Raw genomic sequence first — 14,849 nt, forward strand, 5'->3', positions numbered from 1 at the left:
TCACACCTCGTTACGCCTGTAGTTTCTTTCGAAACGGCGTCCCGATAGGCGGCCTACTTAGGCAGGTGGCGCAAGGGGGTCAACCCCTTTTTTCACGAATCTGCGCCACAGGGTGGATTCCCATCCGCAGCAACGTTATATGCCCGCCATGCAAGGAATTCAGAACACCGGATTGCCCTTTATGAAGATGCATGGGCTGGGCAATGACTTTGTCATTGTGGATGCGCGCGCGCATGAGATCGGGGTGACACCAGCCTTGGCCCAAGCCATTGGGCATCGGCAATTTGGGGTCGGCTTTGATCAGCTCGCCGTCATCGAAAATGGCGCGTCAGATGCCCATCTGGTGTTCTACAACGCCGATGGCTCGACCTCGGCCGCCTGTGGCAATGCCACCCGCTGCATCGCGCGGTTTCTGATGGAGGAAACCGGCAAACAGACCCTGACCCTGACCACCGAGCGGGGAACGCTGTATGCAAGCGATGCGGGGGACGGGCTGACTTCGGTTAATATGGGACTGCCGCAGCTGAACTGGCACGAGATTCCATTGACCGAAGACGTGGACACCTTGGAACTGCCGATCGAAGGCGCCCCAACCGCCACCGGCATGGGAAACCCGCATTGCACCTTCTTTGTCGACAATGCCGAGGCGATTCCGCTGGCAGAGTTCGGCGCACGGTATGAGTATCATCCGCTCTATCCAGAACGGACCAATGTACAAGTGGCACAGCTGACCGGTCCGGATCATATCCGCATGCGCGTATGGGAACGGGGCGTTGGTATCACCCTGGCCTCTGGCTCTTCGTCCTGCGCAACGGCCGTGGCCGCAGCCCGGCGCGGCCTGACCGGACGCAAGGTTCAGATCGAGCTGGACGGCGGCACGATTTGGATTGATTGGCGCAACGATGGCGTCTGGATGACCGGCCCTACCGCCCATGTCTTCTCAGGCCTGCTGACGCCGGAATTCCTGAGGTCGCTGGGATGAACCCGCCCAAATTCACCACGCTGGGCTGCCGCCTGAACGCCTATGAGACCGAGGCGATGAAAGAGCTGTCGCAACAAGCCGGTCTGACCGATGCGGTGGTGGTGAACACCTGCGCCGTGACCGCCGAAGCCGTGCGCAAGGCCCGGCAGGAAATCCGCAAACTGCGCCGCGAAAACCCGAATGCCCGGCTGATTGTGACCGGCTGCGCTGCGCAGACAGAACCGCAGACCTTTTCCCAGATGGAAGAGGTCGATGCCGTCATTGGCAACACTGAAAAGATGCGACCCGAAACCTGGAAAGGTATGGCGGCGGATTTCATTGGTGAAACCGAGGCCGTCCAGGTTGATGACATCATGTCGGTTACCGAAACCGCTGGCCACCTGATCGACGGGTTTGGCACTCGGTCCCGCGCCTATGTACAGGTTCAGAATGGCTGTGACCACCGCTGTACCTTCTGCATCATCCCATATGGCCGCGGTAATTCGCGCAGCGTCCCCGCGGGCGTTGTTGTGGACCAGATCAAGCGTCTGGTCGATAAGGGCTATAATGAGGTCGTTCTGACCGGCGTCGACCTGACCTCATGGGGGGCTGACCTGCCTGCCCAGCCAAAGCTGGGTGATCTGGTTATGCGCATCCTCAAACTAGTGCCTGATTTGCCGCGCCTGCGGATCAGCTCGATCGATTCGATCGAGGTCGATGAAAACCTGATGCAGGCCATTGCCACAGAACCCCGCCTGATGCCTCACTTGCATCTGTCGCTGCAGCATGGCGACGATCTGATCCTGAAGCGGATGAAACGCCGCCATTTGCGTGACGATGCGATCCGCTTTACCCAAGAGGCCCGCAAGCTGCGCCCCGAGATGACCTTTGGCGCTGACATCATCGCCGGTTTCCCGACCGAGACCGAGGCCCATTTCGAAAACTCGCTAAGGCTGGTTGCCGATTGCGATCTGACATGGCTGCATGTCTTCCCCTACTCCAAACGCGAAGGTACACCCGCCGCCCGCATTCCGCAGCAGGTCAACGGCAATGTCATCAAAACCCGCGCCGCCCGTCTGCGCGCCGCTGGCGAGGTGCAGATTGGCAAGCACCTGACCGCCCAAGTTGGTAAGGTACATCACATCCTGATGGAAAACCCGCATATGGGCCGGACCGCGCAGTTTACCGAAGTTACGTTCCAAACCCCTCAATCCGAAGGGCAGATCGTGACCGCGACGATCACCGGCTGCTCGGATACGCAGCTCAGCGCCTGATCCGCCTCTTCATCTGGCTAAAAATACCTCGGGGATGAATTGGCCGCAGGCCAAGAAGGGGCTGGCCCCTTCCACCCCCAAGCAACAAAAAACCCCCGCAACCAAAGGCGCGGGGGTTTCTAACTTGTCTGAAAACCGCTTAGTGTTTCTTCTTGCCTTTAACGCCTGCCCACAGACGCTTGTTGACTAGGTACAGCAGGACCGACAGAAGCGTCAGGAAGACAACACCGACAAAGCCCGAATACTTACGCTCCATCATCTTCGGTTCAGCCGTCCACATCAGGAAGGCTGCAACGTCTTCCGACATATGCTCGACATCATTTGCGTGGCCATCGGCAAACTCGACCTGCTCATCCGACAGCGGGGGCGCCATCGAAATCCAACCACCGGGGAAGGCGGTGTTTTCGTACAGAACCGTTCCCGCTTCTTCCTTTTCGTGGCCGGTATAACCATCCAGCAACGAGGCGATGTATTCCGGGCCGCCCATGCCGTTGACCAGCTGGTTGATCCCCAGACCGTAAGGGCCGTGGAAACCAGCGCGCGCCTTGGCCATCAGGCTCAGGTCGGGTGCGCCAACGCCATCATTGGCGGGGAAATGGTCAACGGGTTTAGCCGGGCGGAAATCGTCCAGCTCGGGGTCGAACACTTCGAAGTTGCCCGCCGCATAGGCGGTGACTTCGTCTTCCGAATAGCCCAGCGCTTCGAGGTCACGCAGAGGCACATAGCGCAGGCCGTGACAGGCCGCGCAAACCTCGGTGTAAATCTGCAGGCCGCGCTGCAACTGGTGTTGATCCCAGGTTCCGAACGGGCCTTCGAATGAGAATTGGAAGTCCTCGATATGCTGTTCGCCTCCGCCTGCCGCGTTAGACGCGACAGGAGCAAGTGCGATAGCAAACGCGGCACCGATTGCAAGTTTCTTGAACATGTTTCCGGTCCCTCTTCTTACTCGGCCGGCGTGGCATCGGCGTCAGCCTTGCCATAATGCGCGTTGAAGTCTTCTTCGATGGTTTCCGGCTGTGCATCGGGTTTTTCGATGACACCCAGAACCGGCAGGATCACGAAGAAATAGCCGAACCAGTAGGCCGATGCGATTAACGAGAAGGTCGCATAGGGCTCTTCTGCGGGCATCGCACCCAGCCACATCAGGGCAAAGAAGTCGACGATCAGCAGGTAGAACCACCATTTGAACATCGGCCGGTATTTACCCGAACGTACGGTTGACGTGTCCAGCCATGGCGCCAGAGCCATAGCCAGGATCGCACCAAACATCGCCAGAACACCAAAAAACTTGGCGTCAATGATGCCGCCGGTGATGAAGCTGGCGAATTGAACAACCCAGACCTCGCCGGTAAAGGCACGCAGGATCGCGTAGAACGGCAAGAAGTACCATTCGGGCACGATATGTGCCGGTGTTACCAGCGGGTTGGCTTCGATGTAGTTATCCGGGTGGCCCAGATAGTTCGGCATGAAACCAACGATTGCCCAGAACACAACAAGGATGACCGCCAGTGCGAACAGGTCCTTGATCACGAAGTAAGGCCAGAAGGGCAGCGTGTCTTTCTCAGCCTCGGCTTTCGAACCGCGGCGAACCTCAACACCTGTCGGGTTGTTGTTGCCGGTGGTGTGGAAAGCCCAGACATGCACGATGACTAGCGCCGCAATTACAAAGGGCAGCAGGTAGTGCAGCGAGAAGAAGCGGTTCAGCGTGGCGTTGTCCACAGCCGGTCCGCCCAGCAGCCAAGTCTGGATCGCGTCACCCACAAACGGGATCGCACCAAACAGGCCGGTGATCACGGTCGCACCCCAGAAGGACATCTGACCCCAGGGCAGAACATAGCCCATAAAGGCAGTGCCCATCATACAGAGATAGATCAGCATCCCAATGATCCACGTAACCTCGCGCGGGGCTTTGTACGAGCCATAGAACAGGCCGCGGAAGATGTGGATGTATACCGCGACAAAGAACAGCGATGCGCCGTTCATGTGCAGATACCGCAGCATATAGCCGCCATTCACGTTGCGCATGATGTGCTCGATGCTAGCAAAGGCCAGATCAACATGCGGAGTGTAGTGCATCACCAGAACGATACCGGTGACAATTTGCAGGACCAGGCAAAACGCCAGGACGATGCCCCAGATCCACCACCAGTTCAGGTTCTTGGGGGTTGGGATCATCAGGGTGTCATAGATCAGGCCGACGATGGGCAGGCGGCTGTTCAGCCACTTCTCGCCACTTGTCTTCGGCTCGTAATGATCGTGGGGAATTCCGGACATCTGGGTCTCCCTTAGCCGAGTTTGATGGTGCTGGCGTCCGTCCACTCAGCGGGCGGAACGGGCAGGTTTTCAGGTGCGGGACCTTTGCGGATACGGCCAGCCATATCGTAATGCGAGCCGTGGCAAGGGCAGAACCAGCCGCCAAAGTCACCAGCATCGCCCAGCGGGACACAACCGAGGTGAGTACAGACGCCCATCTGGACGATCCAGGCACCTGCGGCTTCGCCTTCCGGCGACGGCATCACGCGGTTTGCATCCGTGGCCGGTGCATCAGCATTCAGATTGAAGTTACGGGCCAGCGGGTCAGGCAGGGCATCCACGCCATCGGCGTCCTGCTTCTGCGCTTCGTCGATTTCGACACCGGTGCGGTGACGGATGAACACGGGTTTGCCCAGCCATTTGACGGTCAGCTGGGTTCCGGGCTCGACACCGCTCACATCCACGCGGATCGAGGACAGCGCCTGAACGTCTGCCGAGGGGTTCATTTGGTTGATCAGGGGCCATACGGCTGCACCCGTCGCAACGACACCTGCGCCGCCTGCGACGTAGTAGAGGAAATCTCTGCGGGTGCCTTCGTGGTCTTCTGCGTGGGACACGAGGTTTTCTCCGATTCCGGCGCCCGGCAATACCGGGCAAACATGCATCAGCACCGCATCAAAGCGGCGTCTCATCGCGGCTATCTATCCGGGAGAAATCGGTTCGTCCAGCGGTCATAGGCGCGCACTACGCCGCATCTTGGCATTCATGTCACAACGAAAGGCGTTTTTTTCAAGGGATGGGCCGGATTACCCGTGAACGTTTGCCCTGCCGCGCGGGTGGTACAGGGAGTGATTCGGATGGCAACCAGGCAACGAAAACACCCTCACAACACAGAACCGAAGACTGTTGATCGGCGAAAATCTGCAAAATTCTGACCTGATTTTGCCACGCAAAAATCCACTTCGATTGAATCTACCTTGGTAAAAATAATGAGTTAAAAATAGATATTTTTCAACACACTAGATGAGTCTCAATTCGATTGCACATTTGGCTGGAATGTCCCAAGGGCCTGTAACAGGACCAACCTTAACGGGATTTTTCCATGCCAAAGCTTTTTACAGCCACTCTGACCTTCGCCCTGACTCTTTCATCGCAATCCATCGCCGCCGGCGATCCGGCAAAGGGAGAAAGCCTCTACAATCGGTGCTCTTCGTGCCATGCAATTATCAAAGATGGAAAAGTTCTGGTCAAAGGCGGCATCACCGGGCCGAATCTCTATGGGGTCGTAGGCCGGGTGGCCGGAACAGAAACCGATTACCTGAACGGAAGCGAACGCCTACCAATCGGGATGTACACCGATGACATGATCCGTGCCGGCCAGGAAGGGCTGGTCTGGACACAGGAAAACATCGTCGAATATTCGCAGGACCCGATTGTTTTCCTGAGGGACTATCTGGATGACGAAACCGCCCGTCCGAACATGAGCGTCAAACTGAAAAAAGGGGCTGAGGATGTCGCCGCTTATCTGGCGACCTTCAGCAACTGACCAGCCCGTCCGCTCACCTAGACCGCATGAGCGCGGCGAGGTGAGTGGTCTCGCTTCCGAACCCGTCTACCGCCACATGATCTGCGGCGGCTAGACGGACATCGTCCGGCTTGTTCTGGTTCAGCTTCCAGGTGCCCTGAATGTCATCTACCTGCAATTTGCAGGGCACAATCATGCGCATCATCTTGTCCAGAGCCTCCGCGCTCATCTTGCTGGCGCTCCAGGGTGGCTTGGGGTTCAACCGGCGCTCATAAAAATCCGACTGACGATCGAGTAAATCGCGCAACGCGTCCTGCGGAAGAAGCGAAAGCGTTCCGGTCAGGTGCACCGCCACATAGTTCCAAGTGGGCACCTGATCCTCAATCCCGTACCAGTCGGGCGAGATATATCCGTCAGGCCCCGATACAGCGATTCGAACCGTGCGCGGTTCATTCAATGCCCGGACGATCGGATTGGACCGCACCAGATGCAGCGAGGCTTCTGCGCCATCTTCTGACAACAGAAACGGCACATGGCTAAGCAAAGGCCCCTGGTCCGCTGACAAAGCCAAAACACCAAATGCGCGCTCGCGCGCAAAAGCAATATGACTGTCACGATCCTCGGCGCGGAAGGCGGGATTGGGGTGCATGGCGGTCCTCCTGCAAAAGCTCTTGCAGAACCGCGCACCTATTGGCAAGGTGCGCCTCGTTCTCAGGGCGGGGCGGAATTCCCCACCGGCGGTATGCGGGCGATGACCCGTAAGCCCGCGAGCGGCCCCTTTTCGGGGTGTCAGCAGATCTGGTGAGAGGCCAGAGCCGACGGTTACAGTCCGGATGAAAGAGAACGTGCAGTGTGCCGGTAACCCCGCGCGCCTGCTCGTGATCGCCTTGGGTGACGTGTCATGTCGTGCTGGCAGCGAAAAGTGGGAACCGGTTTTCGCAACCGCCAGCAGACCACCAAACCGGAAGGAGATCTTGATGACACACACCCGCTATGCGTTTGTTAAGGCCAGCTGGCATGCCGATATTGTCGACCGTGCACTCGACGGGTTTCTGGAATTGATACCCGCCGATCAAGTGGACGTGTTCGACGTTCCAGGCGCATTCGAAATGCCCCTGCTGGCCCGCGATCTTGCCCAGACTGGGCGCTATGCAGCTGTGACATGCGCGGCCTTTGTGGTGGATGGCGGCATCTACCGGCATGATTTCGTGGCGCAAGCTGTGGTCGACGGGTTGATGCGCGCAGGTCTGGATACCGGTGTTCCGGTTCTGTCTGTTTCGCTGACGCCACACCAGTATCAAGAGACGGACCACCACAATACCATCTACCGCGCGCATTTCGTGGATAAGGGGCGCGAGGCGGCACAGGCGGCGTTGAAAATCACCGCGATGCGGACGCAGCTGTCCTCGGCGGCCTGACCGGAAAGGGTTGGGGTGCTGGGCCCCAACCGCAAATCCGCTTGAGGCTACGGGCCTTGCCCGCTAATCACGATGCTCAGAAGGAGCACCCCTTATGTCGATGAACAGCTTTGGCCATCTTTTCCGCGTCACCACCTGGGGTGAAAGCCACGGGCCCGCCTTGGGTGCCACTGTTGATGGCTGCCCGCCGGGGGTGACCATCGACGCAGAGGTGATCCAGCACTGGCTGGACAAGCGCAAACCAGGACAGAATAAATACACCACCCAGCGGCGCGAGCCCGATCAGGTGAAAATCCTGTCCGGCGTGTTCGAAGGGCAGACGACCGGAACTCCGGTCCAGCTGATGATCGAGAACACTGATCAGCGGTCAAAAGACTACGGCGATATCATGGAAAAGTTCCGCCCGGGCCATGCTGATATCACCTATTGGCAAAAATACGGTATCCGCGATTATCGCGGCGGTGGCCGCAGCTCGGCGCGCGAAACCGCCTCGCGCGTTGCCGCCGGGGGCCTGGCCCGCGAAGCGATCAGGCAGATCGCACCGAATGTGCAAATCAACGGGTACATGACTCAGATTGGCCCGCACAAGATCGACCGCACGAATTTCGATTGGTCACAGATTGAACAGAACCCATTCTGGACGCCCGATGCGACAGCCGCCGAAGATTGGGCCGCCTATTTAGACGGGTTACGCAAGTCCGGCAATTCGGTCGGGGCGGTGGTTGAGGTCGTTGCGCGTGGTGTCCCTGCCGGGATTGGTGCGCCAGTTTATGCCAAGTTAGACACTGATCTTGCCGCAGCGATGATGTCGATCAACGCAGTCAAAGGTGTTGAGATCGGCGAAGGCATGGCCGCCGCTGAACTGACCGGCGAGGCCAATGCCGATGAGATTTTCATGGGGCAGAACGGCCCGCAATACAGCTCGAACCACGCAGGCGGCATACTGGGCGGGATTTCGACCGGGCAGGATATAGTCGTACGCTTTGCGGTCAAACCGACCTCGTCGATTCTGACCACGCGCAAAACGATCACCAAGTCCGGAGAAGAGACCGAGATCATCACCAAAGGCCGCCATGACCCTTGCGTCGGCATCCGTGCGGTTCCGGTTGGCGAAGCGATGATGGCCTGCGTAATCCTTGACCACCTGCTGTTGCACCGGGGTCAGATCGGCGAGAACCGTGGCCATATCGGCTGAGCTGCGCGCCCGGCTGCGCGGCATCGTCGCGCAGCGCATGAAAACAGATCCTGCCCATGATCTGGCGCATCTGGATCGCGTTTGGATCAATGTACAGGCCATCGCGGACACGCAAGCAGATATTCGGGTTCTGCTTGCGGCAAGCTATCTTCATGACCTGGTCAACTTGCCCAAAGATGACCCCGACCGCCACTTGGCTTCACGCCGGTCTGCTGCCGAGTCAGTGCCTATTCTGGAGGAATTGACGTTTTCACGACCCGAGATCGACGCCATCCAGCACGCCATTGCTGCACACAGTTTCTCGGCCGGGATACCGCCAGAAACACCCGAGGCCCGCATCCTACGCGATGCAGATCGGCTTGATGCACTGGGGGCCATCGGCATTGCGCGCAACTTCGCTGTTTCAGGTGATCTAGGTCGCGACCTGTATGATCCCGAGGATGCTTTTGCCACTGCCCGCGATCTGAATGATCAGCAATTCTCGATTGATCACTGGAAGGTCAAACTGTTGAGCCTGCCGGCAGACATGCTGACGCCCACCGGGCGCGAATTGGCACAGGCGCGTGTGGCACGGATGATCCGGTTTCTTGAGGCGTTCAGCGAAGAGATCGGCCAACCCCTGCCCGACACGTGGAAATCTGCCTGATTGGTACAATCCAATCGTTGATCTTTCGCAGTCAAAGGCTCAGGTTCTCGGCCAATGGCACAATCCCTGACTTCCCACCGACCCATGCTTGCAGTGGGCCTGAAACTGGCCGCGTTGGTTCTGTTCACCTCAATGTCTGCACTGGTCAAGGCCCTGTCCGAAGATTTCCCGCCCGGCGAACTGGTGTTTTTCCGGTCGCTCTTCGCCATTCCCGTCATCATTGCCTGGTTGCTTTGGCGCGGAGAGCTGGCGCAGGGCTTTGTGGTCAAAAAGCCGATGGGTCATTTCTGGCGCGGCGTTCTGGGCACTAGCGCCATGGGTTTGACCTTTACGGGTCTCAGCCTGTTGCCACTCCCCGAGGTAACAGCGATAGGCTATGCCACGCCGATCTTCACCCTGATCCTAGCCGCGCTGATTCTGGGCGAGCGCATTCGCATGATCCGCATCGGTGCCGTCGCGCTGGGATTGTTGGGCGTGCTGATTATGGTTTGGCCAAGGCTGGGCACCACCCAGATGGAGATGGCAGCCACAATCGGGGCGCTTTGCGTGCTGGCGGCCACACTCGCCCGTGCCTTTGTTCAGATCCACATCCGGCAGCTGGTCAAGGTGGATCACCCGGCCGCGATCGTGTTCTATTTCTCGATGACCGCTACCCTGCTTTCAGCTCTGACCGCGTTTTGGGGTTGGACCATGCCAACACTTAATCAGGCTCTAATTATGATCATAATGGGGTTGATCGGCGGTGTTGCACAGATTCTGGTCACCTCGTCCTATCGCTTTGGTCAGGCCTCAATGCTGGCGCCTTATGACTATACCACCATGCTGTTTGCCATATTCATCGGCTATATCTGGTTTGATGAGCTGCCGACGCTTGCGATCCTGTTGGGTGCGACGCTGGTGATAGCGGGCAATGTGGTCGTGATCTGGCGCGAACACCAGCTGGGACTGGAACGCGGCAAGGCCCGGTCCCTGACCGATCACAAAGCGTGACTTTACCTTTTTCAATCTTGCCCTAGTTTGGGCCCAACAATCTCAGAGGTGCCCGAATGAGCGACGCGCAGGATCACAAAGAAAAGATGCAGCAGGTGCAGGCCAAGCACCGCAAAAAAGTGTCCGAGGCCGTCGACCCGGGCCGTGGTCTGGTGCTGATCAATACCGGCAAGGGCAAGGGCAAATCCTCGGCCGCGTTTGGTGTCGTGATCCGAGCGCTGGGATGGGGTCAGAAAGTTGCCGTCGTACAGTTCATCAAGGGCAAGTGGAAAACCGGTGAGCGACGGTTCTTTGAAGAGCGCGACTTGGTCACCTGGCACACGATGGGCGAAGGCTTTACCTGGGACACTCAGGACCGCGAACGCGATATCGCTGCTGCCAACGCCGCTTTTGACAAGGCGCGGGCACTGATGGAAAGCGGTGAGTATGATCTGGTCGTTCTGGACGAGATCAATATTGCCCTGCGCTATGAATATCTGACTGTCGATCAGGTGATCGACGGGCTCAAGGCGCGGTCCGACAAGACCAGCGTGTTCCTGACCGGCCGCGACGCCCCGGAGGCGCTGCGTAACTATGCTGATCTGGTCACTGAGATGACCGAAGAAAAGCACCCGTTTCAGGCCGGAATCAAAGCTCAGCGCGGCGTGGATTTCTGAGCGCTTTATCAAGGTCACCGCGATAAGCCGCCCGTTGTTTGAACGGGCGGCTTTGTTTTCCGAGTGGGAAGCAAAGGTATCGAGGCGTCAGGGCATGTGCCTGTTCAAGCAAACGCCTCTTGCTCTGGCGCGCTGAGCGAGATGACCGCCACCACCGCCGCGCCGTTCAGCCAGTAGAATATCGCATCCAGACCCTGAAACCCAAACAGGCTGGGTGCCGCCAGAAACACCACCCCGACCAGCAGATCGACGCCTAGGTGGACGCGATAAGGCAATACCTTCCAAATCCCCAGATGATGATCGGTCAATACGGTCAGGACGAATGCTGCAATGCCGGTCACAACCGACAGCCACAGGGCCATCGGATTGGACTGACCCAACCCCAGAACAAACGGCAGCGCCATCAGGGCGATGGCAACCGGGTAATCGAGATAGGCATGAATATTGCGGGTAACGAAACGGAGAGACATTGCATTTTCCTTTCCTAGTTTGAGATGATCTCAAACTAGGACAAGTAGGTCGAACGCTTAATTCTGGATCGTCCATGAAACCTTGCAGATCGTTCAGAATGATGGAGGATCAATGCATGGCTCGATAAGCCGCCGGTGACAGACCGATCTGTTTCTTGAACACGCGGGAAAACGCGGCCTCAGAGGCATACCCCACCTCGGCCGCCGCATCGGAAACGTTCCAGCGGCTTTCGACCAATCCCTGACAGGCAATCTGCATCCGCCAATCGGTGAGGTATTGCATGGGCGTGGCCCCCATCTTTTCAGCAAAGAGCTGGGCAAAGGCCGTGCGGGACATAGCGGCCTCTCGGGCCAGGGTCTCAACGCTCCATACTTCCGCTGGTGCGCGGTGAAACGCGGTCAGCGCGCGTGAAATTCGCGGATCTGCAAATCCTGCCAGGGCCGAGTCACTTGGGCTTTGATACTCAAGATAAGCACGGATGGCCTGCGCGAACAGCACTTCGGACAGTTTCAACGCGATCAGGTCGCCACCGATACGCGCGCCGCTGACCTCGGATCCGATCATGCGCAGGGTGGACTCGAACCAGGCCCCAGCCTCTTCGCCGTAATTCTCGATCAGGATGTAAGGCGGCAACCGATCCAGCAACATATGCCCGGTACCTTGTCGACCCGGAGGGCCGGTGAACGAGAAGTGGCCGCAGATCAGTTGCGTGTCACGACCTTTGTCCTCTCCGCCATAGATCAAAACCCCATCCCCCGTGTAACCCGCATCTTCCAGCACCTGCTCCAGAGGCAAAGCGTCCAACGGCTTGACTTCGTTGCACAGCAACGCATGGGCCGTACCATGGGGAATCAGGATCAGATCACCCTGCTTCAAACGCAGAGTTCCCGCTGTATTAGAGACGAAAACATGAAGCTCACCCCGTTGAACAAAATGAAACCGGGCGACGTTTTCAAAGGCTGGAACCTGAATCCCGAACGGAGGAGTAAAAGAAGTGCGGAAGTAAAATGTCCCGCGCAAGGACAGACGGGTGAGGATATCGCTGAGAAGGTCTAACATTACCGTAACCTACACCCCGCCACGCGTTCGTCCAGTTACCTGTACGATCTGCAATGAATTGCGAATGAACGGCAAAGAAAAACCCCAGCGAAATCGCGGGGGCTCTATCTGTCTCAAATCTGCGATCAGGCGCGGACCAGCGCCTCATAATCTGCGGCGATTTCGCGGGTGAGGTCACCGACTTCGAACTTATAGTCGCCGATCTGGCCCACAGGCGTGACCTCGGCCGCAGTACCGGTCAGCCAGCATTGTTCAAAATCGGCCATCTCTTCGGGTTTGATGCGGCGCTCATGCACCGTGATGCCTTTGTCTTTTAGCATCTGGATCACTGTCTGGCGGGTGATCCCGTTCAAAAAGCAATCGGCCAGCGGAGTATGAACCTCACCGTCTTTGACGAAGAACACGTTGGCCCCGGTCGCCTCGGCAACATAACCACGCCAGTCCATGAACAGCGCATCCGAGCAGCCCTTGGCCTCGGCCTTATGCTTGGAAATGGTGCATATCATGTACAGCCCGGCCGCCTTGGCATGGACCGGGATGGTTTCAGGGCTGGGCCGCTTCCATTCCGCGATATCCAGCTTGGCGCCCTGCATCTTGGCGTCGCCGTAATAGGCACCCCAGGGCCAGACCGCTACGGCCATGCGGACCGGGTTCTTGGCCGAAGCCACGCCCATATCCTCGCCCGAACCACGCCAGACCAGCGCACGGACATAGGCGTCCTGCAAGCCACTTGCCTTCAGCGCGTCTTCCTTTGCCGCTTCGATCTGGTCGATCGTATAGGGCATCGGCATGTCCAGCGCCTCGGCCGAGGCGACCAGCCGTTCAGAATGCTTCCTACTTTTGAAAATTTTGCCGTTATAGGCCCGCTCGCCCTCAAAGACCGAAGACGCATAGTGCATCGCATGGCTCAGAATGTGGACATTCGCCTCGCGCCAGGGCACAAGTTCTCCATCCATCCAGATGACACCGTCACGATCATCATACCCCGCCATGCGAAACCTCCCTGCCTGGGTTGAATATTCCGATTATTGCGCAGTATAGGTCCGAAGTGGACATAAAGTTGCGCAAAAACTGCGATTCGATACCTGTCCGCTCTTGGAATGTCAACAACGCTGACATAAACTCGGACCTGTGTAACGAATGAGGCAGAATATGTCAGATACCCGCCCCGCCCAGGCCTTTGGCGGAGAAAGCCTGTTGTTTCTTACGGATGAACAGCTGCGGCAGGGGATCGAGGCGATGTTTTTTGCCTATCGCGGGTTCACGGCGGACCCGGATCGCATTCTGACACAGCTGGCCTATGGGCGGGCACACCACCGTGCTATCCACTTTATAAATCGCGCACCGGGGACGACCGTCAATAACCTGCTTGCTATTCTTGGGGTGACGAAACAGTCTCTGAACCGGGTCCTTCGGACATTGATTGACGATGGGTTGGTCGAAAGCAGGGTCGGTACAGTAGACAAGCGCGAACGGCACCTGTTTCTGACCGAAGCCGGGAGGGCGCTTGAAACCAGGCTGTCCGAGGCCCAGCGCGTGCGGATGCGCGCGGCCTATAAGGACGCAGGCCCAGAAGCGGTGTCTGGGTTTCGCAAAGTGCTTGAAGCAATGATGGATGCTGATATGCGTCATGCCTATACCAAATTGCGGGATACGACCTCATGAGTGATATGGACGCCCATCTGTTGATCGTTGACGATGACGAGCGTATTCGCGATCTGCTCAAGAAATTCCTGATGCGAAACGGGTTTCTGGTGACCGCGGCGCGGGATGCGGCCCATGCACGTCGGGTGCTGTCGGGGTTGGATTTCGACATGATCGTTCTGGATGTGATGATGCCCGGCGAAGATGGTGTCAGCCTGACCAGAGCCCTGCGCGAGACCCACACCACCCCGATCCTGTTGCTGACGGCGCGGGGCGAAACCGAACACCGTATCGCCGGGCTTGAGGCGGGGGCCGATGATTATCTGGCCAAACCGTTCGAGCCCAAAGAGCTTTTGTTGCGGATCAATGCGATCCTGCGCCGGATGCCGGAAACCCCGGCACAGGATGCCGCAACCAAGATTCTGCATCTCGGCCCGATCCGCTATGATGTTGAGCGCGGTGAGATGTGGCGGGGCGAAGAAACGGTCCGCCTAACCGCAACGGAAAGCCAGCTGATGAAGATCTTCTCGGCCCAACCCGGCGCCCCTATCAGTCGCGCCAAGCTGGTCGAGGATCTGGGCCGTGACAAGGGTCAGGCGCAGGAGCGTGCCGTGGATGTGCAGATCACACGGCTGAGACGCAAGATCGAGCAAGACCCGAAACAACCCCGGTACCTGCAAACCGTGCGCGGGGCCGGGTACATGCTGGCTCCGGATTGATTGAACCGCTGCGTGGCGGTTCTTTGCCTTCGGCGAAG

General features: G+C 58.1%; 17 protein-coding genes and 1 riboswitch. Of the genes, 10 read left to right on the top strand and 7 right to left on the bottom strand.

The genetic code is table 11. The features are described 5' to 3' along the window. The first annotated feature begins 139 nt into the window (after positions 1–139). Both dapF and mtaB read left to right on the top strand, forming a co-directional pair. On the top strand, positions 140–982 hold the full coding sequence (gene dapF, locus FN806_RS19400; protein WP_142640224.1) for a diaminopimelate epimerase: 843 nt from the start codon (positions 140–142) through the stop codon (positions 980–982). After that, the gene (mtaB, locus tag FN806_RS19405) at positions 979–2,235 is read left to right on the top strand and encodes a tRNA (N(6)-L-threonylcarbamoyladenosine(37)-C(2))-methylthiotransferase MtaB (protein ID WP_142640226.1); all 1,257 of its coding nucleotides are present in this window, start codon (positions 979–981) and stop codon (positions 2,233–2,235) included. Before dapF ends, mtaB begins: the two co-directional genes overlap by 4 nt. Positions 2,236–2,374: 139 nt before the next feature. On the opposite strand, the gene FN806_RS19410 is transcribed toward mtaB, so the two are convergent. The 3 genes from FN806_RS19410 to petA are packed head-to-tail and all read right to left on the bottom strand — an operon-like array spanning position 2,375 to position 5,105. Continuing rightward, entirely contained in the window at positions 2,375–3,160 is a 786-nt protein-coding gene (locus FN806_RS19410) for a cytochrome c1 (RefSeq protein WP_142640228.1), read from the bottom strand. Positions 3,161–3,177: 17 nt separating this feature from the next. After that, positions 3,178–4,509: a cytochrome b gene (gene petB / locus FN806_RS19415; RefSeq protein ID WP_142640230.1), complete on the bottom strand. Its 1,332-nt coding sequence runs from the start codon at positions 4,507–4,509 to the stop codon at positions 3,178–3,180. 11 nt (positions 4,510–4,520) lie between these two features. Continuing rightward, positions 4,521–5,105 (bottom strand): ubiquinol-cytochrome c reductase iron-sulfur subunit, encoded by a 585-nt coding sequence (gene petA / locus FN806_RS19420; RefSeq protein WP_142640296.1) that lies wholly within the window; start codon positions 5,103–5,105, stop codon positions 4,521–4,523. Between the two features lie 485 nt (positions 5,106–5,590). Here petA and FN806_RS19425 point away from each other — a divergent pair, with 485 nt between their 5' ends. Continuing rightward, a complete protein-coding gene (locus FN806_RS19425; RefSeq protein ID WP_142640232.1) occupies positions 5,591–6,034 on the top strand; it encodes a c-type cytochrome in 444 nt (147 codons plus the stop codon). Positions 6,035–6,047: 13 nt separating this feature from the next. Here the strand turns inward: FN806_RS19425 and FN806_RS19430 are convergent, their stop codons facing one another. After that, on the bottom strand, positions 6,048–6,662 hold the full coding sequence (locus FN806_RS19430) for an FMN-binding negative transcriptional regulator (protein WP_142640234.1): 615 nt from the start codon (positions 6,660–6,662) through the stop codon (positions 6,048–6,050). Positions 6,663–6,716: 54 nt separating this feature from the next. Beyond that, positions 6,717–6,862, top strand: a riboswitch (FMN riboswitch). A 128-nt stretch (positions 6,863–6,990) separates the two neighbouring features. On the opposite strand from FN806_RS19430, the gene FN806_RS19435 reads away from it, so the two are divergent. The 5 genes from FN806_RS19435 (at position 6,991) to cobO (ending at position 10,918) form a co-directional block, all read left to right on the top strand. Next, positions 6,991–7,431, top strand: coding sequence for a 6,7-dimethyl-8-ribityllumazine synthase (locus FN806_RS19435; protein WP_142640236.1), 441 nt, complete (start codon positions 6,991–6,993; stop codon positions 7,429–7,431). Positions 7,432–7,525: 94 nt separating this feature from the next. Then, on the top strand, positions 7,526–8,626 hold the full coding sequence (aroC, locus tag FN806_RS19440) for a chorismate synthase (RefSeq protein ID WP_142640238.1): 1,101 nt from the start codon (positions 7,526–7,528) through the stop codon (positions 8,624–8,626). Then, positions 8,610–9,272 carry an HD domain-containing protein gene (locus tag FN806_RS19445; RefSeq protein WP_142640240.1) on the top strand — a complete coding sequence of 221 codons (663 nt, stop codon included), beginning with the start codon at positions 8,610–8,612 and terminating at the stop codon, positions 9,270–9,272. The genes aroC and FN806_RS19445 overlap by 17 nt, the downstream gene beginning before the upstream one ends. A 54-nt stretch (positions 9,273–9,326) precedes the next feature. Beyond that, entirely contained in the window at positions 9,327–10,262 is a 936-nt protein-coding gene (locus FN806_RS19450) for a DMT family transporter (RefSeq protein WP_142640242.1), read from the top strand. 56 nt (positions 10,263–10,318) lie between these two features. Further along, a complete protein-coding gene (cobO, locus tag FN806_RS19455) occupies positions 10,319–10,918 on the top strand; it encodes a cob(I)yrinic acid a,c-diamide adenosyltransferase (RefSeq protein WP_142640244.1) in 600 nt (199 codons plus the stop codon). Between the two features lie 104 nt (positions 10,919–11,022). Here the strand turns inward: cobO and FN806_RS19460 are convergent, their stop codons facing one another. The 3 genes from FN806_RS19460 to FN806_RS19470 form a co-directional block, all read right to left on the bottom strand. Continuing rightward, the gene (locus tag FN806_RS19460) at positions 11,023–11,388 is read right to left on the bottom strand and encodes an SPW repeat domain-containing protein (protein ID WP_142640246.1); all 366 of its coding nucleotides are present in this window, start codon (positions 11,386–11,388) and stop codon (positions 11,023–11,025) included. A 109-nt stretch (positions 11,389–11,497) separates the two neighbouring features. Continuing rightward, positions 11,498–12,448 (bottom strand): AraC family transcriptional regulator, encoded by a 951-nt coding sequence (locus FN806_RS19465; RefSeq protein ID WP_142640248.1) that lies wholly within the window; start codon positions 12,446–12,448, stop codon positions 11,498–11,500. Between the two features lie 125 nt (positions 12,449–12,573). Then, positions 12,574–13,440: a branched-chain amino acid aminotransferase gene (locus FN806_RS19470; RefSeq protein WP_142640250.1), complete on the bottom strand. Its 867-nt coding sequence runs from the start codon at positions 13,438–13,440 to the stop codon at positions 12,574–12,576. A 160-nt stretch (positions 13,441–13,600) separates the two neighbouring features. Between FN806_RS19470 and FN806_RS19475 the strand changes: the two genes are divergently transcribed. Next, positions 13,601–14,113: a MarR family winged helix-turn-helix transcriptional regulator gene (locus tag FN806_RS19475; RefSeq protein WP_142640252.1), complete on the top strand. Its 513-nt coding sequence runs from the start codon at positions 13,601–13,603 to the stop codon at positions 14,111–14,113. Beyond that, positions 14,110–14,811 (top strand): response regulator, encoded by a 702-nt coding sequence (locus FN806_RS19480; protein WP_142640254.1) that lies wholly within the window; start codon positions 14,110–14,112, stop codon positions 14,809–14,811. Before FN806_RS19475 ends, FN806_RS19480 begins: the two co-directional genes overlap by 4 nt. Positions 14,812–14,849 lie beyond the last annotated feature (38 nt).

This window comes from Ruegeria faecimaris (assembly GCF_900182615.1).
In the GTDB taxonomy this organism is placed as follows: domain Bacteria; phylum Pseudomonadota; class Alphaproteobacteria; order Rhodobacterales; family Rhodobacteraceae; genus Ruegeria; species Ruegeria faecimaris.